General features: G+C 65.9%; 17 protein-coding genes. 6 read left to right on the top strand and 11 right to left on the bottom strand.

Features of this window, described 5'->3' with window-relative positions:
- Positions 1-31 precede the first annotated feature (31 nt).
- Positions 32-355 (bottom strand): hypothetical protein, encoded by a 324-nt coding sequence (locus MTR65_RS00695; protein WP_243796324.1) that lies wholly within the window; start codon positions 353-355, stop codon positions 32-34.
- Between the two features lie 123 nt (positions 356-478).
- Positions 479-1,309: a TIGR00266 family protein gene (locus tag MTR65_RS00690; protein ID WP_243796323.1), complete on the bottom strand. Its 831-nt coding sequence runs from the start codon at positions 1,307-1,309 to the stop codon at positions 479-481.
- 234 nt (positions 1,310-1,543) lie between these two features.
- Between MTR65_RS00690 and MTR65_RS00685 the strand changes: the two genes are divergently transcribed.
- Entirely contained in the window at positions 1,544-2,281 is a 738-nt protein-coding gene (locus tag MTR65_RS00685; RefSeq protein ID WP_243796321.1) for a diguanylate cyclase, read from the top strand.
- A gap of 36 nt (positions 2,282-2,317) precedes the next feature.
- Here MTR65_RS00685 and glmU read toward each other — a convergent pair whose 3' ends face one another.
- Complete coding sequence (gene glmU / locus MTR65_RS00680) at positions 2,318-3,703, bottom strand: bifunctional UDP-N-acetylglucosamine diphosphorylase/glucosamine-1-phosphate N-acetyltransferase GlmU (RefSeq protein ID WP_243796319.1); 1,386 nt, start codon at positions 3,701-3,703, stop codon at positions 2,318-2,320.
- A gap of 62 nt (positions 3,704-3,765) precedes the next feature.
- Here glmU and MTR65_RS00675 point away from each other — a divergent pair, with 62 nt between their 5' ends.
- Positions 3,766-4,443: an HAD-IA family hydrolase gene (locus tag MTR65_RS00675; RefSeq protein WP_243796316.1), complete on the top strand. Its 678-nt coding sequence runs from the start codon at positions 3,766-3,768 to the stop codon at positions 4,441-4,443.
- A gap of 15 nt (positions 4,444-4,458) precedes the next feature.
- On the opposite strand, the gene MTR65_RS00670 is transcribed toward MTR65_RS00675, so the two are convergent.
- Together MTR65_RS00670 and purC are read right to left on the bottom strand one after the other, a co-directional pair.
- Positions 4,459-7,326: a M16 family metallopeptidase gene (locus MTR65_RS00670; protein WP_243796314.1), complete on the bottom strand. Its 2,868-nt coding sequence runs from the start codon at positions 7,324-7,326 to the stop codon at positions 4,459-4,461.
- Positions 7,327-7,444: 118 nt separating this feature from the next.
- Complete coding sequence (gene purC, locus MTR65_RS00665) at positions 7,445-8,227, bottom strand: phosphoribosylaminoimidazolesuccinocarboxamide synthase (RefSeq protein ID WP_148625925.1); 783 nt, start codon at positions 8,225-8,227, stop codon at positions 7,445-7,447.
- Between the two features lie 221 nt (positions 8,228-8,448).
- Between purC and MTR65_RS00660 the strand changes: the two genes are divergently transcribed.
- A complete protein-coding gene (locus MTR65_RS00660; protein ID WP_243796311.1) occupies positions 8,449-9,036 on the top strand; it encodes a GNAT family N-acetyltransferase in 588 nt (195 codons plus the stop codon).
- Positions 9,037-9,039: 3 nt separating this feature from the next.
- Here MTR65_RS00660 and MTR65_RS00655 read toward each other — a convergent pair whose 3' ends face one another.
- The 5 genes from MTR65_RS00655 to MTR65_RS00635 all read right to left on the bottom strand — a co-directional run bounded on the left by MTR65_RS00655 (position 9,040) and on the right by MTR65_RS00635 (position 15,831).
- Entirely contained in the window at positions 9,040-9,534 is a 495-nt protein-coding gene (locus MTR65_RS00655) for a low molecular weight protein-tyrosine-phosphatase (RefSeq protein ID WP_243796310.1), read from the bottom strand.
- Between the two features lie 57 nt (positions 9,535-9,591).
- Entirely contained in the window at positions 9,592-9,756 is a 165-nt protein-coding gene (locus tag MTR65_RS00650) for a hypothetical protein (protein ID WP_243796309.1), read from the bottom strand.
- Positions 9,757-9,909: 153 nt separating this feature from the next.
- The gene (locus MTR65_RS00645; RefSeq protein ID WP_243796308.1) at positions 9,910-11,838 is read right to left on the bottom strand and encodes a response regulator; all 1,929 of its coding nucleotides are present in this window, start codon (positions 11,836-11,838) and stop codon (positions 9,910-9,912) included.
- Positions 11,828-12,694: a CheR family methyltransferase gene (locus MTR65_RS00640; RefSeq protein WP_243796307.1), complete on the bottom strand. Its 867-nt coding sequence runs from the start codon at positions 12,692-12,694 to the stop codon at positions 11,828-11,830. The genes MTR65_RS00645 and MTR65_RS00640 overlap by 11 nt, the downstream gene beginning before the upstream one ends.
- An 8-nt stretch (positions 12,695-12,702) precedes the next feature.
- Positions 12,703-15,831 carry a response regulator gene (locus tag MTR65_RS00635; protein WP_243796304.1) on the bottom strand — a complete coding sequence of 1,043 codons (3,129 nt, stop codon included), beginning with the start codon at positions 15,829-15,831 and terminating at the stop codon, positions 12,703-12,705.
- 294 nt (positions 15,832-16,125) lie between these two features.
- Here MTR65_RS00635 and MTR65_RS00630 point away from each other — a divergent pair, with 294 nt between their 5' ends.
- A complete protein-coding gene (locus MTR65_RS00630; protein ID WP_243796301.1) occupies positions 16,126-16,683 on the top strand; it encodes a hypothetical protein in 558 nt (185 codons plus the stop codon).
- 15 nt (positions 16,684-16,698) lie between these two features.
- Here the strand turns inward: MTR65_RS00630 and MTR65_RS00625 are convergent, their stop codons facing one another.
- On the bottom strand, positions 16,699-17,298 hold the full coding sequence (locus MTR65_RS00625; RefSeq protein ID WP_243796299.1) for a cysteine hydrolase family protein: 600 nt from the start codon (positions 17,296-17,298) through the stop codon (positions 16,699-16,701).
- A 147-nt stretch (positions 17,299-17,445) separates the two neighbouring features.
- Here MTR65_RS00625 and MTR65_RS00620 point away from each other — a divergent pair, with 147 nt between their 5' ends.
- Together MTR65_RS00620 and pncB are read left to right on the top strand one after the other, a co-directional pair.
- Positions 17,446-18,105: an NUDIX hydrolase gene (locus MTR65_RS00620; protein ID WP_243796297.1), complete on the top strand. Its 660-nt coding sequence runs from the start codon at positions 17,446-17,448 to the stop codon at positions 18,103-18,105.
- A 101-nt stretch (positions 18,106-18,206) separates the two neighbouring features.
- On the top strand, positions 18,207-19,511 hold the full coding sequence (pncB, locus tag MTR65_RS00615; RefSeq protein ID WP_243796296.1) for a nicotinate phosphoribosyltransferase: 1,305 nt from the start codon (positions 18,207-18,209) through the stop codon (positions 19,509-19,511).
- Positions 19,512-19,514 lie beyond the last annotated feature (3 nt).

The raw sequence follows: 19,514 nt of genomic DNA, 5'->3' as shown, positions 1-19,514 counted from the left end.
GCGCGTGGACGCTGGCTTCCAGCCCAAAGATTCAGTTGTCGTCCGAGGTCTTGTCGGACCAGCGCTTCGTCGTGTGGATGCGCAGCAGTCCGCGATGCCGCTCGCTGGCTCGTACCTGGCGCAGACGGATCACATTCTCGCGGCGGGTTTCGGCTCGGCGCGCCGAGCCGCACAGGAGGGCCATGCCGAAGAAGGCCAGCCCGGTGGCCGAACTGACGTTGCAGATCGCGGCAATCTGTTCGGTGCTGCAAAGAAGGAGGCCCTGGCCGCTCGATGCGGTGGACGCGGCCGGGCACGGGCGGCCATAAAGCCAGGCCAGGATGAGGCCAAAGGCCAGGCAGGCGCCAAAGGCCAACCAGGCTCCTATCCGAAGTATGCGACCGGGGCCCTCGCTCCAAAACATGATGCCGCTATGGCGATGCAGAAGTTAATGGGCATTTAAGTAACTGTACTGTATACATTATTGTGAGGTTTAAGATCAGTCTCCGTCGATCATGTCGCCAAGACCACCCAGCAGGGAGCCTTCGCCCCGGTTCTGCCCGCCGCGCGACCCGGCGGCCGCCAGCATGCGCCCGGCGAGGCGCGAGAAGGGCAGCGACTGGATCCAGACCTTCCCCGGACCGCGCAGCCGGGCGAAGAAGATGCCTTCGCCGCCAAAGAACATCGACTTGACCGAGCCGGCGCGCACGAGGTCGAAATCGACGCTCTCGGTGAAGGCGGCGATACAGCCCGTATCGATGTGCAGTTCCTCGCCGGGGTGAAGCTCGCGCTCGACCACGGTGCCCCCCATCTGGACGAAGACCCAGCCATCGCCGTCGAGGCGCTGCATGATGAAGCCTTCGCCGCCGAACAGGCCGGTCATGATCTTGCGCTGGAAATGAATGCCGATCTCGACTCCGCGTGCCGCGCACAGGAAGGCGTCTTTCTGGCAGATCAGGCGCCCGCCCACTTCGTCGAGCTTGATCGGGAGGATGGCGCCCGGGACCGGGGCGGAAAAAGCCACGCGGGCCTTGCCGCGTCCGTGGTGGGTGAAGACGGTCGTGAACAGGCTTTCGCCGGTGACGAGGCGTTTGCCCGCGCCCAGCAGCTTGTCCATGAAGCCGCTGCCCTGGCCGCCCGAGCCATCGCCGAAGACGGTCGACATTTCGATCGGGGCATCCTTCCAGACCATCGCGCCCGCTTCCGCGACGGCGCTTTCTCCGGGATCGAGTTCGATCTCGACAAACTGGAGTTCCTGGCCCTTGATCTCGAAGTCGATGTCGTCCGACACGGTGGACGAGCGGGTGTGGCTCCAGGGGCTGTTGGCCATGTGAAACTCCAGATTTAAGTGGTGGCAAACCGGCGACTTGCGCGTGCCCAAGATGTGAGTTTCGACTGCTCTCTTGTCAAACCGCGTTCATCGGATATTCTGGGCACTTAAACGAACGGTTCCTTACTCGAAAAATACAGGCGCACGAAAAGAGCGCCGGGAAGGGACTGTTCCGGGAGAAGGATTGCTGCCTTGCACGCCACGAATCCGTTTTCAGGCCGTTTGTCCGCCAATGTGCCCCGCCGTCTTATTGCCGGAGCAGGGCTTGCTCTGGTTCTTGGCGTTGCGGGCCTGTCCTCCAGTGCCGGGGCTGAGGAAGCCGGTTTCGTGGAAGGGCTGCACAGGTCCGGGCCGACGGCGCTCGTGGTGGCGCCGCTGACCGCGCCCGACCTCAAGACCGACCTCAAGAAGGGCTTCGCCATGCTTCGCAAGGGCGAGGATGAGAAGGCGGTTTCCTATTTCGACCGGGTGATCGCGGCCGCCGACAATTGGCTCGCGGGTGATTCGCGCCCGCGCCGCTGCATCGATGCGAAGGCCGCGTCCACGCCCGCTGCGGGCCACGCGCCGATCGACGATGCGCTGTGCGATGCGCACTTCGGGCGCGGCTATGCGCTGATCGACATGGGCCGCGGGGATCTCGCCGAAGCGGACCTGCGCGCGGCAACTCGGATGGCGCCGGAAAATGCCCACTTCGCCAACGAATACGCCGAACTCTTCAAGTCGCGCCGCGAATGGCAGGCCGCGCTCGTCGAATTCGAGCGCGCCTGGGAGATGGCCGACAAGACCGTGGGTGGCCCCGATGCGGACCTCGCCGCCCGGGCCCTGCGCGGCATGGGCTATGCCAAGGAAAAGCTGGGAGACCTGGACGAGGCACACGCCCTCATTTCGCGCTCGCTTGAGTTCGAACCCGACAGCGAGGCCGGGAAGGTCCAGCTTGCCCATGTGGAGCGGATGCGCACGATCGGATCGTGAGCCTCTGGAGCCTCTGGAGCCTTGGGGGAGGGCGGATCAGCCCTCCTTTTGGGCCTTCTTTTTCTGCTTCATGGTGTCGTGGAAGCGATCGGCCCAGCCGGGCTTGACCAGTTGTTCGCCGCGCACGAGGCGCAGTTCGCCATCCCCCACATCGCGCGTCACTGCGCTTCCGGCGGCCACGATGGCGTCGGCCCCGATCTTGACCGGGGCGACCAGTGCCGAGTTCGAGCCGATGAACGCGCGCTCGCCGATCACCGTCTTGTGCTTGAAATACCCATCGTAATTGCAGGTGATCGTGCCCGCGCCGATGTTGGCGCCCGCTCCGATCTCGGCATCGCCAAGGTAGGAGAGGTGGTTGGCCTTGGCGCCTTCGCCCAGCACGGCCTTTTTCATCTCGACGAAGTTTCCGACCTTGGAATTGGCCTTGAGTACGGCGCCGGGGCGCAGGCGTGCATAGGGGCCGATGGCGACCCCGCTTTCCAGTGTCGCGCCTTCCAGGTGTGAGAAGGCGTGAATGGTGACATCGTCCGCCACGGTGACGCCGGGGCCGAAGACCACGTTGGGTTCGATCGTCACGTCCTGACCGATCACCGTGTCCCAGGCGAAGAAGACGGTTTCGGGGGCGACCAACGTGGCACCATCGGCCATCGCGCGTTCGCGGCGGCGGATTTGCCAGCGCGCTTCGGCGGCGGCGAGTTCGGCGCGGCTATTGATGCCGCCCACCTCGTCGGGATCGTCGGTGACGATGACCGCGCAGGCGCGCTCTTCAAGTGAAGCCACGTTGACGATGTCGGTGAGGTAGAATTCGCCCGCCGCGTTGTCGTTCTCGACCTTGGCGAGGAGGGCGAAGAGGTCCTGCGATTTCACCGCCATGAGACCGGAATTGCACAAGGTGCAGGCGCGTTGTTCCTCGGTCGCGTCCTTGTATTCCACCATCATCGCAATGCGCCCGTCATCGTGTGCGAGGATGCGGCCATAGCGCAGCGGGTCCTCCGGCTCGAAGCCCAGGACGACCACTGCGGGCGTGTCCTCGCCGTGCAGGCGTGCGATCATGGCGCGCATCGTTTCGGGGCGCACGAAGGGAACATCGCCGTACAGGATCAGCACGTCGCCTTCGAACCCGGCAAGGGCTTCCTGGGCCTGCTGGACGGCGTGGCCGGTGCCGAGCTGGGGTTCCTGCACGGCAATGGCCGCGCGCGTACCGAGCTGGGCTTCGAGCTGGTCGCGCCCGTGCCCGGCGACGACGACACTGCGCTCGGGCGCAAGCTGCGCGGCGCTCGCCAGCAGGTGTTCCAGCATGGGTTGCCCTGCGACCGGGTGCAGCACCTTGTGGCGCGCACTCTTCATGCGGGTGCCCTTGCCCGCGGCAAGGACGACGATAGCGAGCGGAGATGCGGCGGGCGGTGTTGCGGTGTCGGTCATGGTGAATTCCATCTGCCAGCAATTCATTGCAGTTTCCACCTGAACTCGCCACTTAGGCGGCGATGACGGATTTTCCCTACGACATTGTCGGCTTCGACCTCGATGGCACGCTTCTCGATACCCATGGAGACCTCGGTCATGCGGTGAACCATGCACTGGCGCTGGCCGGGCGCGAGCCTGTGGCCAAGGAGACGGTGCGCACGCTTGTCGGAGGGGGGGCGCGCAAGATGCTCGCCCGGGCCTTCGAGGTGACGGGAGGTCCGGTCGCGCAGGACCGCTTCGAGGAGCTCCATGGCGAGCTCATGGCCTACTATACAGCGAACATCGCGCGCGACACGCACCTGTTCCCGGGCGGCGAGGCCATGCTCGACGGGCTGGCCGCGCGCGGGGTCAAGATCGCTGTGGTGACCAACAAGCTGGAAGAACTGGCGGTGCGCCTGTTCGAGGAACTGGGCCTTAGCGAGCGTTTCGTGACGGTCATCGGCGGCGATACGCTGGGACCTGGCCGCGCCAAGCCCAAGCCCGATCTCCTCCATTTGATGCTGGAGCGGGCCGGAGGGGGCCGGGCGGCCTATGTCGGCGATACGAGCTACGATACCGGCGGGGCGGCGGCGGCAGGTCTGCCGTGCGTGGTCGTCAGCTTCGGTTTCAACGACGCGGCGCCCGAGACACTGGGCGGCAGCGCAGTGATCGACCATTTCGACGAACTCATCCCGACGCTGGAGCGCCTGGGCGCCTGATCCGGCGCCAGAGGCTCAGCCTTCCGGCGCTGCGTCCTTGGGAAGTACCGTCACGTCGACCGCGTCCACAGGGGCCAGATAGCGCCGCGCCATCTCCTGGACATCGTCGCCGGAGAGCGCGGCAAGGCGTTCGCGCGCCTTGAGGTAGCGCTCGATCCGCTCGGCCTCGCTCTGCGCATGGTCGACCAGCGCCATCCAGCCCGTGTTGGTCTTGAGGGCATTGTCGAGCCCCTCGAGCATCGGCTGGCGCGCGCGCTGGACAATATCGGGGCTCACGGGCTCGGCACGCAGCTTCTCGAGCACCTTGCGGATGGCCGCGCGCGTCGCCGCGACGTCCTTCACATCAACCGAGGCGCTGATCGCAAAGGTGCCATAGCCCTTCCAGTAGCGCGAAAGCGTGCTCGATGCGCCGGGGGAGTAGGTCTTGCCCAGTTCCTCGCGCAGGGTGTCGGTCAGCTCGACGCGCACGACCTTCTCCAGCAGTTCCAGGCGCTGGACGTCAACCGGGTCACTATCGTCGCGTGTCGGCCAGGTCAGGCGCAGCAGCGCCTGGTCGGCTGGGCCGTTATGGTGGATGACCCGCGGGCTGCGATCGGCTGTGAAGGGGCGCGCGGGCTTACCGGCATAACTCCCGAATGCGCGCTCGCGCGAGGGCAGGGCACCAAACGTGCGCGCGACGAGCGCGATGGCCGCGTCCTCGTCGAAGTCACCGACGAGCGCGATCTCGATGGCGCCGTGCGCGAGCCGGTCTTCGATTGCGGCCTTGAGGTCGGCGTAGGAGAGCTGGCTGTAGCGGGCAGGGGGCTGCAGGCTGAAGCGCGGATCTCCGCCCGAGAGAATACGGCCCAGGTCCGCCTGCAGCGCGGAGGCCGGGGTCGCGCGCAGCTGCGCGAAATAGGTGGCAATCGCCTGACGGTACTGCACTTCGCCTTCCGGGCGATAGCCGGGGTCGGTGACAAGCGCGGCGATGAGTTCGAGCTGGAGTTCGAGATCGGCAGGGGTCGTCTGCGCGCGCGAGACGAAGGCATTGCCGCTATTGCGCAGCTCGAAGCTCAAGGTCTTGCCCGCGAGGATCGTGTCGAGGTCATCGCGGCTGTGTGCGCCCAGACCACCCCAGGGCACGTAGGAGACGAGCTCGGTGGCAAGCGGATCGTCCCGCGTGTCGAGGCGGGTGCCGCCATCGATGGAAACCTGGACCCGCACCTTGTCCTTTTCGAGGTCGGAGCGGTGCAGGTTGAGCATCACGCCGTTGGCAAAGCGCAGTTCGCGGATGCCTAGCTGCGCCTCGCGCCGGTCCTCCACCACGCGTCCCGGCGTGCCGAAATCGGTATAGGCAAAGCGCTCGGTCTTTGTCTCGCGGGCGGCGGCGATGGGGGCGTTGTTGGCCGCCTCAAAGGCGGCGCGCAGGGCGTCCTCGCCGCCTTCGGGGGCCTTGCGGCCTTCGAAGCGGATCAGGGGATCGACCAGGGGCGCGGCCTCGTGCCGGATCGCGGCGAGCGCGGCTTCGGGCGTGATGCGTGGTTCGAAGGCGGAAAAGCGTTCAAGTGCGGATTGCGGGGTGGAGGGGACCGTCTCCTCGGTCACCAGGTTGAGCGCCGCAGAGGCGAGGGCCTTGTTGCTGCGGGTCCCGGCGCTGCGCGCGCCCTGGGTCAGCGCGGCGCGGATGTCGGCCACCTGTTCGGCCACTTCGGCCTTGCTGAAGCCCTGTTCAAGCGCGCGCCGGTACTCGGTGACGGCGGCGGTGAGGCCCTTGCGCCATCCACCATCGACGGTGTCGACGATCAGACGCGTGGTGCGAGCCGCCTCGAAGGCATCGCCCGTGCCGTAGCCTGCGCCGCGAAAGGGCGGCTCGGCTTGACGCGCAAGACGCTGAAGGCGGCGGTTGACGATGTTGTAGCCAACAAGGCGCAGGAGATTGGCCTGCCGCTGGGCGATGGAATCGGGCTCCTCGCGCCAGGGCCGATTGCGTGCCAGGGTCACGCGCTCGGACAGCGAGGGATCGAGGTGGATGTCGCTGCGGCCGCTGTCTTCGGGCGTGACCGGCCCTGCGTCGGGCTGCGGGCTTGGCGAAGGACCCGACCAGTTGTTGAAATGCCGGATGACCGCAGCCTCGAGCGCGTCGATATCGAAGTCGCCGACGACGACCAGAGTCGTGTTGGCGGGCACATAGGTGCGTTCGTATAGACCCCGCAGGCGTTGGGCTGTGGCCGCCTCGATGGTCTCGCGCGTGCCGATGGCAAAACGCTGCGTGAAGCGCGCCTCGGGGTAGAGGAAATCGAGACTGTCCAGCGTGTTGCGGAACTCGTAGGTGTTGCGGTCGCGCATCTCCGAGAGGATCACGCCGCGCTCGCGTTCGACGGCGGCGGGCGCGATGGTCAGCTCGCTTGCGGTCTCGCGCATGAGCATGAGCGCGGTGTCGAGCAGCGTCATGTCATTGCGGGGAAGATCGAGCTTGTAGGTCGTGCGTTCGAAGCTGGTCGAGGCGTTGGTGTCGGCGCCAAAGGCGAGGCCGCTGCGTTCGAGCAGGGGGACCATCTGCCCTTCGGGGACCCGGCGCGAACCGTTGAAGGCCATGTGTTCGAGGAAGTGGGCTAGGCCGCGTTCTTCGGGCGCTTCGTCGAGCGATCCCGCTTCGATGTCGAGCCGCACGACGCCGGTTCCGGCCGGAGTGGCGTTGTGGCGCAGGATATAGCGCATGCCATTGGCGAGGCGGCCAAAGCGGAAGTCCGGATCGACCGGGATGTCGCTCGTCGCGAAGGCCCAGGCGGGGGCGGTGTCGTGCGCGCTCGCCTGTTGGTCTGCACTGGCGGCTTGCGGAGCCTGCGCGAGGACAGGCAGGGGCAGGGCGAAAAGGAGGCAGGCCAGCAGCTTGGGATAACGCATCGCCCCCTAGTGCCCGAGCGGATCGGGCTTGCCAAGGCGGCCCCATGCAAAAGGCCCCCGGTCATGCGTGGATGACCGGGGGCCTGAACGTTCGTGTCAGCCGCTGGGGCTGTGAAACTTACTTGCCGCGCAGCTTGCGGTGCTGCGAGAGGTCGAGGACTTCGCTCGGGCCGTTGTCGTCCTGAAGCAGGCCGAGACGGCGGGCGACTTCCTGGTAGGCCTCTTCCTCGCCGCCGAGGTCGCGGCGGAAGCGGTCCTTGTCGAGCTTCTCGCCCGAGACCATGTCCCACAGGCGGCAGCCGTCGGGACTGATCTCGTCGGCGAGGATCACGCGGCTGAAGTCGCCGTCCCAGATGCGGCCGAACTCGAGCTTGAAGTCGACGAGGCGGATGTCGATCGCCGCGAACATGCCGGCCATGAAGTCGTTGACGCGGATCGCCATCGCCGCGATGTCCTGCATCTCCTCATTGTTGGCCCAGCCAAAGCACGCGATGTGCTCTTCGGCGACGAGGGGATCGCCCAGCGCGTCGTCCTTGTAGCAGTATTCGATCAGCGTGTGCGGCAGCATCTCGCCCTCGGGAATGCCCAGGCGCTTGGAGATGGAGCCGGCCGCGACGTTGCGTACGACGACCTCGATGGGGATGATCTCGACCTGGCGGACCAGCTGCTCGCGCATGTTGAGGCGGCGAATGAAGTGGTTGGGCACGCCGATGTGGTTGAGGCGCGAGAAAACGTACTCGCTGATGCGGTTGTTGATGACGCCCTTGCCCTGGATCGTGCCCTTCTTCTGGGCGTTGAAGGCGGTCGCATCGTCCTTGAAGTACTGGATCAGGGTACCGGGCTCGGGGCCCTCATACAGGATCTTGGCCTTGCCTTCGTAGATCTGGCGGCGACGGGTCATTCGGGTGATCCTTGCAACGTGAAATTGAGCAACTGAAAAAGAGCAAACCCCGGCTGCGGCGTCGCTTTGGCGACCTGTGGGGCCGGGGGTGTTCAGCGCCCGCATATAAAGCAACCGGGACCAAAATCAAACGGCGCGATTTGGAGGGGGACTTGCGCTGGGGGCGGGGGATACGCCAGGCTTGCGACAAGGGGGCAGGGACGAGGAGGAAAGAGGCCGGAATGGACGTGGCGATACGGGCGCTGGAAGGCGCCGAGGTGCGGGCAATGGCGGGGGCACTGGCGCAGCTGCGCATGGAGGTCTTCGCGGACTGGCCCTATCTCTATGACGGCGATGCCGCCTACGAGGAAGCCTATCTGCGCGAGTTCATCGAGGCAAAGGGCAGTGTCCTCATCGCGGCGCTGGCAGGCGACCGGCTGGTCGGCGCGGCGACGGCCTCGCCCATGCACGCGCAGAAGACGGAATTTCGCGCGCCCTTCGAGGCGCGGGGTATCGCGACGCAGCAGTTGTTCTATTTCGGCGAGTCGGTGCTCTTGGCGGACTACCGCGGGCAGGGGATCGGCCACGCCTTCTTCGACGCCCGCGAGGCGGCTGCCCGCGCACACGGGGCGCACGCGGCGACCTTTGCGGCTGTGGTGCGCCCTGAGGATCACCCGGATCGTCCGGCCGACTACCGCACGCTCGACTCTTTCTGGCGCGCGCGCGGCTATGCGCCGGTCGGAGGACTGGTCACCGAACTTGCCTGGAAGGACCACCGCGAAGCGCAGGAAAGCGCCAAGCCCATGCAGTACTGGCTGCGCCGATTCTGAGGCTCAGTCCTGTCCGGCAAGCTCGCGCACGAGGGTTTCGGCGGCGCGCCGGACCTGATCCCAGGTGATGGCAAAGCCTTCCTCGCCCCCGAAGTAGGGATCCTCGACGTCCTCGCCTTCAAGCCCCGGGACATGATCGAGCAGGAGCGAAAGCCCGGCGCGTGCATCGGCGGGCGCCATGGCTTCCAGATCGGCGAGGTTCTGCGCGTCCATGGCGATGATCCGGTCGAAGCGGGCGAAGTCGGCCGGGGAAACCTGCCGGGCGCGGTAGTGCCCTATGTCGATGCCGTGGCGCCGGGCCTCAGCGCGCGAGCGCGGATCGGGCGCCTTGCCGATGTGCCAGGAGCCGGTCCCGGCCGAATCGATCTCAAGCGCGAGGCCCGCCTTCGTCGCGGCTTCGCGCAAGGCCGCTTCGGCCAGCGGCGAACGGCAGATGTTGCCAAGGCACACGAAGAGCACCGATGCGGCAGGTGCGGGCCGGGAGGAGGAGGTCATCATGCCGATCTAGGCCAGCTTGTGGTCTGCGTCACCCCCGGCGCGCGGCCTGTGCGGCCGCTAGAGCGTGCGCAGGAACCGCAGCAGGCGCTCGCCCAGTTCGGTGATGAGGCCGGGCTCGTCCATCGGCTGGATGGGCCCGTGAATCTGGCGCCTGAGCATGGGGTCGAGCGGCGTGCGAAGCGTGGCGGTGCGGGATGGGGAATGCGGTGCGGAGCGGGGCATGGGCGTATCCTGGCTAGTGGCGGCAGGCCGGGTCTGTCCGGCCCGGCGAGGCCACTGTGAAGGACGACGGGTAACCCTTTTCCTTGCGCTTCTCCGTCAGGTTTGCCGGGGGTGCGTGGTAACCCAAATTAACCCTTGTCGGCGATCCCCCCGTCAACCCGCGGTGTTGCGTATTTCATGCGCCAGTTCGGCGATCACGGCATGGACCTCGCGGCCCAGGAAGGGCTTGGCGAGCATCGGGCGATGGCCGTGATTGGCGGGCAGGTGCTGCCGGTCGTAGCCGCTCACGAAGGCAAAGGGCGTGTCCTGCGCCGCAAGGGCGTCGGCTACCGGGTCGATCCGCTCTCCGTTAAGATTGCCGTCGAGAAGCGCAAGATCGGGATGGGCCTGTTCGATGATGCCGATGGCCTGCTCGCACGAGGAGGCAGGGCCGATCGCGATGCCGCCATTGTCCTCGATCTCCATGGCCAGTTCCATCGCCACGAGCGGCTCGTCCTCGACGATGAGGATGCGCAGATTGTCGAGCGAGGGAAGGGCTGCTGTCTGGGCCGGCTCGCTTTGCGGTGCGGGAACGGGCAGCGGCTCTGGTGGTGTGGACGTGTGGACGTGCGCGGGCGCTGGTGCTTCCTCGGCGCAAACCTTTGCGTCAGATGCCGGAACATCGGCAAGGGCAGCGGTCTCAGGTTCGTCGCACGGAGCGCACTCAGAGCCGGTAATCAGCGGGACCATGAGATCCCAGCGCACGCCTTCGGGGGCATAGTCGGCATGGATTCGCGCGCCATCTGCCGCGAGGCTGCCCTCGATCAGGCTGGAGCCGAAACCGCGGCGTTCCGGCTTGACCACGGGTGGGCCGCCGGCTTCCTGCCAGCACAGTGAAATCCATTCGCCCTCGCGGGTCCAGCTGAGGCTGACGGTGCCGGTCTCGTTGGAAAGGGCGCCGTACTTGTGGGCGTTGGTCGCCAGTTCGTGCAGGATCAGCGAGAAGCGCAGCGCCAGTTCGGGCGGCAGGTCGATGTCGGGTCCCGAAAGGCGCAGGCGATCTTCGCCGATGGCGCCGATGGCGACCTGGTCGGCGATGAGGTGGCGCAGGCTGGCGCTGTCCCAGGTCGTCGCGCTCAGCAGCGAATGCGCGCGCGAGAGCGCCTGGATGCGTCCGGTGAAGGCTTCCTGGAAGTCTTCGGGCGAACGGGCGTGGCGGAAGCCCTGTGAGCAGATCGCCTGCACGGTTGCGAGGGTGTTCTTCACCCGGTGGTTCAGTTCGCCGATGAGCAGGCGCTGGGTGCGTTCGGCCCGGCGCCTTTCGGTGACGTCGATCATGGAGAGCATGATGCTGCCGTGCGAGCCGTTGCTGCGCGGAAGTGCGGTGGCGTACCATTCGCCTTCGCGCCGGGCCCCATCGGCGCGGCGGAAACGGTGATCCTGGACGGCGCGGCCGCCTTCGCTGGCAAGTAGCGCGCGGATCGCGTCCTGAACCGATGCGCGATCCTCGTCGAGAAGAAAGGGGGCGTCCTGCAGGCGCAGGCCGATCATGTCCTGGGCGTGGTAGCCGATGGTGCGCTCGGCCCCCTTGAACCAGTTGAGAATGCGCAGGTTCGCATCGACTTCCAGTGTGGCGAGCAGCGAGTTGTCGCCGTAGGCGCGCAGACGGCCGAGCGCGGCCCCCAGCTCGTCGCGCTGGTTGGCGATCTCGCGGCGCTGGCGGGCCAGTTCGACGAAAACGGCGACCTTGGAATTCAGGATCGTGATGTCGAGCGGCTTGAGCAGATAGTCCACCGCGCCCGCCTCGAAGCCGCGGAACTTGCGCCGCTCGTCGGTGGCGACTGCGGTGAGGAAGATGATCGGGATGCCGCGCGTACGCTCGGTGCCGCGCATCAGTTCGGCGAGCTCGAAGCCGTCCATTCCGGGCATCTGCACGTCGAGCAGGGCCAGCGCGAAGTCATCCTTGAGCAGGTATTCCAGCGCATCGAGCCCGGAACTTGCCGTGACCAGTTCGACACCGGGCTGGTCGAGCGCGGCTTCGAGCGCCACCAGGTTCTCCTGGATATCGTCCACGGCCAGAATCTTGATGGGCTCATTCGGCATAAACGGCCTCCTGACTGGAATGGGAACGGCGCCGCCACACCTTTTCATCGGGTGCAAAGTCGGCAAAATTCTCGCGCTCGGGGGAGAAGAGTACGGTTTCCTTGGACCCCAGGCCGAGGAAGCCGCCGGGTGGGAGCGAGCGGGCGAACAGGCCCAGGGCGCGGTCCTGAAGGGTCCGGTCGAAGTAGATCAGGACATTGCGGCTCGACACGAAATGGACCTCCGAGAAGACCGCGTCGCTGGCCAGGTTGTGGTCGGCAAAGACCACCCGGCTGCGCAAGGTAGGGTCGAAGCGGGCGACGCCGTAGTTCGCGGTGTAGTAGTCCGAGAGCGAACCCTTGCCGCCCGCCTCGCGGTAGTTGCGCGAGAAGCCGGGCAGGCGGTCGATCTCGAAAATCCCGGCCTTGGCCCGCTCGAGCGCGGCGGTGTTGATGTCGGTGCAGTAGAACAAGGTGCGGTCTTCCAGCCCCTCTTCGCGAAAGAGGATGGCAAGGGAGTAGAACTCCTCGCCATTCGCGCAGCCAGCGATCCACACCTTGATCGAGGGCCAGGTGCGCAGGTGCGGCACCACCTTCTCGCGGATCGTGCGGAAGTAGTCCGGATCGCGAAACATGTCGCTGACCTGGATGGTGAGGAAGCCGATCAGCTCGGGCAGGCATTCGGGCTCGTGCAGGATCTGGTCGAGCAGTCCGGAGAGGTTGGCATGGCCGAAGTGCGCCTGCGCGCGCTGAAGACGACGCAGCACCGAAGTGCGCGAATAGTCGCGGAAATCGTACTGGTAGCGGCGCCAGATCGCCTCGATCAGAAGATCGAGTTCGATGTCCTCCAGGGTGTCCTCGCTGCGCATGTTCATCATCGCCCCGATTACCTGCGCGGCATCCACACGCGCACGAGGCTGAGCAGCTTGTCGATGTCGAGCGGTTTGGGCAGGTAATCGTTGGCGCCCGCTTCCAGGCATTCGCGGTGGTCGCGTTCCATCGCCTTGGCGGTGAGAGCGATGATCGGCAGGTTGGTCCATTCGCCCTGCTTGCGGATTTCGCGCATGCAGGTGAGGCCGTCCATCTCGGGCATCATGATGTCCATGAGGACGAGATCGACCGGCGCGCCGTCGCTGTCCGCCGCGCGCCCCAGCTCGGAAAGCGCTTCCAGGCCATTGCGGGCAATGCGCACGTTGACGCCATGCGGTTCAAGCACCGAGGTCAGCGCGTAGACGTTGCGGATGTCGTCTTCCACGACGAGGATCTGGCGGCCTTCCAGTGCGGCATCGCGGCCCAGCGAACGGGCCAGCAGCTGCTGCTTTTCGTCCGGAAGGTCGGAGACGACCTGGTGGAGGAAGAGCGTCACCTCGTCGAGCAGGCGCTCCGGGCTCTTGGCACCCTTGATGATGATCGACTTGGAATAGCGGCGCAGGCGCATCTCTTCTTCGGAGGAGAGATCGCGGCCGGTGTAGACGATGACGGGCGGGAACGAGACGCTCTCGTCGTGCGACAGGCGGTCGAGCAGGTCGAGGCCGGTCATGTCGGGCAGGTTGAGGTCGAGCACCATGCAGTCGAAGGTGTCGCTGGCGAGGCGTTCCAGACATTTTGCCGCGCTTTGGACAGTGACTGTCTCGACATCGCGGCTGGCAAGCAGTTGGTGGATGGCGTCGGCCTGGGTCGAATCGTCTTCCACCACCAGCACGCGGCGCAGGCGCTGGGCCATGCGCGCTTCGAGACCTTCGAGCATGGTCACCAGCGTTTCGCGCGCGACCGGCTTGAAGAGGTAGCCGACGGCCCCGCTTGCCAGCGCGTCGTGGTCATCGTGATCGGCCGAGACGATGTGCACCGGGATATGGCGCGTGCGCGTGTCGCGCTTGATCCGGTCGAGCACCGAGAGGCCGGTGTGATCGGGCAGGTGCATGTCGAGGATGACTGCCTGAGGCAGGTACTGGCGCGCCAGCAGCGCCCCTTCGTCCGCGGTTCCGGCGACCAGGCACTGGAAGCCGGTCTCGTGCGCGATGTCGAGGAGAATGCGGGCAAATGCGGGGTCGTCCTCGACAATGAGGATCGTGCGCGAATCGCCGGTGAGGCTCTCCCGGTCGTCGGGGACGAAGGGCGTACTGGACGCGGTAGGAAGGTGCTGCGAGTTTCCGCTGGGCCCCTTACGTGCGTTGCGCTCTTCGGCCGCGCTCGAAGTGGGCCGGGACGCCGCGCCGGTATCGCTGGGCTGGAAGGTGCGGGGCACCGTGAGCGTGAAAGCGCTGCCTTCGCCAGGCGTGCTCTTCAGCGTGATCGCGCCGCCGAGCAGGCTGGCGAGTTCGCGCGAGATCGAAAGGCCAAGGCCGGTTCCGCCGTACTTGCGGGCGATCCCGCCATCGGCCTGACGGAAGGCTTCGAAGATCGCGTCGCGCTGGTCCTCGGGGATGCCGGGCCCGGTGTCGCGCACGGTGAAGGCCAGGGCGTCGTCCGGGGCCGCCGTGACTTCGAGCGCGACCTCGCCCTTCTCGGTGAACTTGATCGCGTTCGAAAGGAAGTTCTTGAGGATCTGCTCGAAGCGCAGGGGATCGGTCTCGAAATTGCGCGGGGCGTCATCATCCTGGGTGATGCGCAGGGCAAGGCGCTTGTCGGCCGCGGCGCTCGCAAAGCTGTCGCGCAGCTTGGCCAGCAGGTCCTCGACGGGCAGTTCGCGCGCTTCCAGGTCAATGCGACCGGCCTCGATCTTGGAGATGTCGAGAACGTCGTTGATGAGGGTGAGGAGGTCGTTGCCCGAGGTCTCGATGGTCTGCGCGTAGCGCACCTGCTCCTCGTTGAGATTGCCACCGCGATTGTCGGCAAGGAGGCGCGCCATGATGAGCAGCGAATTGAGCGGGGTGCGCAGTTCGTGGCTCATGTTGGCGAGGAATTCGGACTTGTAGCGGCTGGCCTGCTCCAGTTCCTCGGCCTGCGCGCGCATGCGGGTCTGGGCGCGGGTCAGTTCGTCGCGCTGGGCTTCCAGAGACGCGGTCTGTTCCTCGAGCTGGGCATTGGAGCGCTCCAGATCCGCTTGCTGCGCCTCGAGCTGCTCCTGCGAGGACTGGAGCAGCTTGGTCTGGGCTTCGAGTTCGTCGTTGGTAGCACGCAGTTCCTCGCTCTGGTTCTGCATTTCCTCGGCCTGCTGCTGGGTTTCGGACAGCAGGTGCTCGAGCCGGGCGCGGTACTTGGCGGCGCGCAGGGCTACGCCCAGGATGCCGGAAATGCGTTCGAGGAAGTCGGGCACTTCGTGGGCAAGCGTGCCGGGTTCGTCGAGGAAGGCAACCTCGATGAGGCCGTTGACCCGTCCATCGATGGTGGAGGCACCGATCACGAGGCGATCCGGGCGGGCCTGGCCCAGGGCCGAACCGAAGGCGATGTAGCCATCGGGGATGCGGGTGATGGCGCGCGCGCGGCCATGGTTGATCGTTTCGCCAAGCAGGCCGTCGCCGCGCTCGATCACGGCGGGAACTGCCGCGTTCTCGGGCACGGCATAGCTGGCCGTGCGGCGGTAGATGCCGTCGTCGTTGACGTAGAGCAGGCCTGCCGTGGCTCCGAAGTTGGTGCCCAGGAAGTTGAGGACCCGCGTGCCCAGATCCTCCAGCGAGAGATTGCCCTGAAGTGCGCGGGCGAGGTCGGTCTCGGCCTGGCGAAGATGCTGTTCGAAACGGGTGGCGTTGCGCATCGCGATGAAGGCCACGCCCATGCCGCCGATCAGCAGGTTGGTGATGCAGGCAAGCGTGCGGTTGACCAGGGCAAAGTCGTCCGAGCTGTTCTCGGGGGCCAGCACGAAGCCGACGACAATCAGGACACAGGCCACCACCGCGACCACAGCCGGGACGATCCGGTGCGGTGACAGGAAGGCCAGGGTGGTTGGAATGAGGTAGATGACCCAGAACGCCATGCCGAGCGGAAACGTGCTGTCGACGATCGCGGTGAGGACCAGAAGGGCAGCCAGCAGCGTGTAGAGAAGAGGACGGGAATCGAGGGCGCGCGCAAAAGCCATGGTATCTTTCTGGTAAGCAGGAACGAGGGCCGGATCGCCTGCTGGAAACGGAATAGATCGAGCGAGGAAACGCAAGTGGTTGTAAAAGGTTCCGCACACCTCGCCATTTTTGCGAGAGGCCTCACCGAGCAGCGGCTTTGACAAGCGCGGCAAGGGAGGGGCTGGTGCATCTCTTTTTCTTTCTCGCACCTGCGATGTCGGCGATTGCCCGGATATTGCGCTGGCCTTGCACGCTTTTGCTGGCGTTTGCGCCGGGTCAAAGTTACCGTGCAGACGCTCGTCTAGGAGCGACCCATGATATCCAGGAGCAACGCGCTGACCGGACAGGTTTCCATCGCCCACGACCTTCGCGGTGTCGGCAGCGACAGCGCCGCCGTACGCCTGCTGCGCGACATGATGTTGTGCGCGGGCGGGACGATCCTGGGCGCAAAGGCGGATGGACGCCTAGCCTACTATACAATGCAGTCGATCTGCTCGGGCGATGGTTTCAACCTTCTGGCGAGCGTCTCGGTTCATCTTCGGATCCTGCCCGCCACCAGCGCGCTGATGCTCCTGGTCGCGATTGCCTGCCAGTGGCCGGGCCGCGCGGCGCATGGTTCGCGCCCCGCTTTCACCCCGCGCGAGCGGGTCGGGCGGTGGAGTGCCTTTGCGCTTCGCACCGGACTTTTCTTCCTGGCGATGATGCTGGCGATGAGCGTCATGCAGCCGGTGGCCTTGTGGGTGCTGCCGCCTTCGCCGTCCTCGGCGGTGCTGGCCTCGGTCGTGGGCATGTTGTTGCTGGCGCTTGTCGCGGCAGCGCTGCGTCCGCTGGCACTGCGTGTGCCGTTTCTTGTCCCGCTTTGCTGCCGTTAGCGCGGGCGGGGTGTCTCAGGCCTTTACAAGATGGACGGGCTTTCCGGCGAGATCGCTGGCGATCACTTCGTCGATCTGGCGGTCTATGCCCTTGGTTAGTGCTTGGGGCACATGGACCGTAAAACCTCGTTCCAGAAGCCCCTGGACAGCCCACAATACGCAATAGTCGGCCGCAACGCCGATGACGGTTACATCGCGCACTCCGCGCCTGGCAAGGTCGGTAAAAAACGCATCGCGTGCAATGGGCTGCGTGGGCCTGGCATCGTTGCGTGCGCTGGTGAGTGGGAGGCCGGCTTCGCTCCACATGTCGAAGACGCCCTTTTCCAGTTTCCAGGTCGGGATCTGCGCGGGAACCCGGTCAGGATCGAGCATGTTTGCCCAGCCTGCACTTTCGCGCACGCAGTGAAGGGGAAAGGCCTCGGCCTCGGGCGATCCGGAATAGATGGCCGGGTCGTGGGTGTCGAAGGTGAAGAGAACGCCCTCGGTCGTCTCAGGATCGAGCGCCTCGAGCCAGGCCTGCATCGGCGCGACGAGATCGTCCGCGCCCGCCACGCTGAGCGCGCCATCGGGTGCCATGAAGTCTCTTTGCGTATCCACGACAATCACGAATGGCATCGGGCGTGTCTCCTTGGGGCCTGGCACCTTGACTTATATGCGCCTCAAAAATAAGTAAAGCGCGGCTTGAATATAAGGTGCGCTGTGGCGGATATCGACATTTTGGCAGGAGAGGATCCAGACGCCTACGCGCGCCTGTCCGTCTGCGTGGATATCGTGCTTATGGGGGTGCGCAAGGGCGCCCCCTGCGCCTTGCTGCTGCGGCGCGGTGCAGCGCCCTTTGCAGGGCACGCTGCGCTTCCGGGTGGTTTCGTGGGCGCGCGGGAGGCGCTTGAGGACGCAGCCCGGCGTGTGCTTCGCGACAAGGCCGGGCTCCTGGATGTGCGGTGCGAGCAGCTCTACACCTTTGGCGAGGTCGCGCGCGATCCGCGTCGGCGCATCGTGACCGTGGCCTGGCTGGCGCTTCTGGCCCCTGCCGCTATCGAAGCTGCGCTGGAGGCCAATCCTGAATTGCTCTGCGCGACGCTGGCCGTGCCGGAGGGGGATTGTTCGGGCGATAGCGCCGTGCTGGACCCAACCGGAGCGCGGCTCCCCCTTGCGTTCGATCACGAACAGATCCTGACCCTCGCGCTGGAGCGTCTGCGCGGCAAGCTCGATTATACCGCCGTCGGCTTTGATCTCCTGCCCCCGTTCTTCACCCTGCGCCAGCTTCAAGACGTGCACGAGGCGATCCGGGGGAGCGCGCTCAACAAGCCGGCATTCCGGCGGCGCATGATCGACAAGGGGTGGATTACGCCGACCGGCACGCGCGAAACCCGAACCTCCCATCGTCCCGCCGAGCTCTATCGTTTCCGGGGCATGACCTGATTGAGCAGGGCGCGCAGGCCGCACCTGATGTTGCAATGCCTGCGTGCATGCGGAGCCGGCATTGTGTTCCTTCCCTCCCGCAATCGGCTAAGGAGCCTGGCATGACCGTAACCGACATTGCACGGCGCAGCTACGACCACGGCTTCCGGCTCGACCCCATCGTGCGCAGTCTGCTCGACACCGACTTCTACAAGTTGCTGATGCTGCAGATGATCCATCACATCCACGGCGATGTCGATGCGACCTTTTCGCTCATCAACCGCACGAAATCGGTGCGGCTGGCCGAGATCATCGACGAGGACGAACTGCGCGCCCAGCTCGATTATGCGCGCTCGGTGCGCTTTGCCAAGAAGGAGCTGATCTGGCTCGCGGGCAACAGCTTTTACGGCAAGCAGCAGATGTTCAAGCCGGACTTCCTGGCCTGGCTCGCGGACTTCCAGCTTCCCGAGTACGACCTGCGCAAGGTGGACGGGCAGTACGAACTGCGCTTCGAAGGCCCCTGGACCCACACCACCATGTGGGAGATCCCCGCGCTCGCGATCGTCAACGAACTGCGCTCGCGCGCCGCGCTTGCCGGACGGGGCAAGTTCGCGCTCGATGTCGTCTACGCGAGGGCCAAGGCGCGGCTGTGGGACAAGGTGGAGCGGCTGCGGCAATTGTCTGACCTTGCCATCTCCGACTTCGGCACGCGGCGGCGGCACGGCTTTCTGTGGCAACGCTGGTGCGTCGAGGCCCTGAAGGAGGGGCTGGGGGACCGTTTCATCGGCACTTCCAACGTGCTTCTTGCGATGGATGCCGACCTCGAGGCGATCGGCACCAACGCGCACGAGTTGCCGATGGTGGCCGGCGCGCTGGCGACGAGTGACGCCGCGCTCGCCCACGCCCCCTACCAGGTGCTTGAAGACTGGCAGCAGCACTACAACGGCAACCTTTTGATCGCGCTGCCCGATGCTTTCGGCTCGACCGCGTTCCTGCGCAACGCGCCCGACTGGCTGGCGCGCTGGACCGGCTTTCGCCCGGACAGCGCGCCGCCCATCGAGGGGGGCGAGCAGATCATCCGCTGGTGGGAGGAACGCGGCGTCGATCCGCGCACCAAGCTCATCATCTTTTCGGATGGAATGGACATCGACACCATCGAGGAAACCTACCACCACTTCCAGGGGCGGGTGCGCATGAGCTTTGGCTGGGGCACCAACCTCACCAACGATTTTCGCGATTGCGACCCGGAAGGGCAGGCCGGGCTCGAGCCGATCTCGCTCGTCTGCAAGGTGACGCAGGCCAACGGGCGTCCGGCGGTCAAGCTGTCCGACAATCCGGCCAAGTCCACCGGCGATCCAGAGGAAGTTGCGCGTTATCTGCGCGTCTTCGGGGGGCAGGACCGCGTCGCCAGCGCGGTCGAGGTGTAGCGC

It is taken from the genome of Novosphingobium mangrovi, assembly GCF_022818885.1.
Taxonomy (GTDB): Bacteria; Pseudomonadota; Alphaproteobacteria; order Sphingomonadales; family Sphingomonadaceae; genus Novosphingobium; species Novosphingobium mangrovi.
The sequence above is the reverse complement of the archived record's forward strand: the minus strand, read 5'-3'. Positions and strand labels throughout refer to the sequence as shown.

Excerpts from the sequence above, each read along its gene's own strand:
- MTR65_RS00690 (WP_243796323.1), bottom strand. The coding sequence starts at position 1,309 with ATGGCCAACAGCCCCTGGAGCCACACCCGCTCGTCCACCGTGTCGGAC.
- glmU (WP_243796319.1), bottom strand. The coding sequence starts at position 3,703 with ATGACCGACACCGCAACACCGCCCGCCGCATCTCCGCTCGCTATCGTC.
- MTR65_RS00675 (WP_243796316.1), top strand. The coding sequence starts at position 3,766 with ATGACGGATTTTCCCTACGACATTGTCGGCTTCGACCTCGATGGCACG.
- MTR65_RS00670 (WP_243796314.1), bottom strand. The coding sequence starts at position 7,326 with ATGCGTTATCCCAAGCTGCTGGCCTGCCTCCTTTTCGCCCTGCCCCTG.
- purC (WP_148625925.1), bottom strand. The coding sequence starts at position 8,227 with ATGACCCGTCGCCGCCAGATCTACGAAGGCAAGGCCAAGATCCTGTAT.
- MTR65_RS00660 (WP_243796311.1), top strand. The coding sequence starts at position 8,449 with ATGGACGTGGCGATACGGGCGCTGGAAGGCGCCGAGGTGCGGGCAATG.
- MTR65_RS00655 (WP_243796310.1), bottom strand. The coding sequence starts at position 9,534 with ATGATGACCTCCTCCTCCCGGCCCGCACCTGCCGCATCGGTGCTCTTC.
- MTR65_RS00650 (WP_243796309.1), bottom strand. The coding sequence starts at position 9,756 with ATGCCCCGCTCCGCACCGCATTCCCCATCCCGCACCGCCACGCTTCGC.
- MTR65_RS00645 (WP_243796308.1), bottom strand. The coding sequence starts at position 11,838 with ATGCCGAATGAGCCCATCAAGATTCTGGCCGTGGACGATATCCAGGAG.
- MTR65_RS00640 (WP_243796307.1), bottom strand. The coding sequence starts at position 12,694 with ATGATGAACATGCGCAGCGAGGACACCCTGGAGGACATCGAACTCGAT.
- MTR65_RS00635 (WP_243796304.1), bottom strand. The coding sequence starts at position 15,831 with ATGGCTTTTGCGCGCGCCCTCGATTCCCGTCCTCTTCTCTACACGCTG.
- MTR65_RS00630 (WP_243796301.1), top strand. The coding sequence starts at position 16,126 with ATGATATCCAGGAGCAACGCGCTGACCGGACAGGTTTCCATCGCCCAC.
- MTR65_RS00625 (WP_243796299.1), bottom strand. The coding sequence starts at position 17,298 with ATGCCATTCGTGATTGTCGTGGATACGCAAAGAGACTTCATGGCACCC.
- pncB (WP_243796296.1), top strand. The coding sequence starts at position 18,207 with ATGACCGTAACCGACATTGCACGGCGCAGCTACGACCACGGCTTCCGG.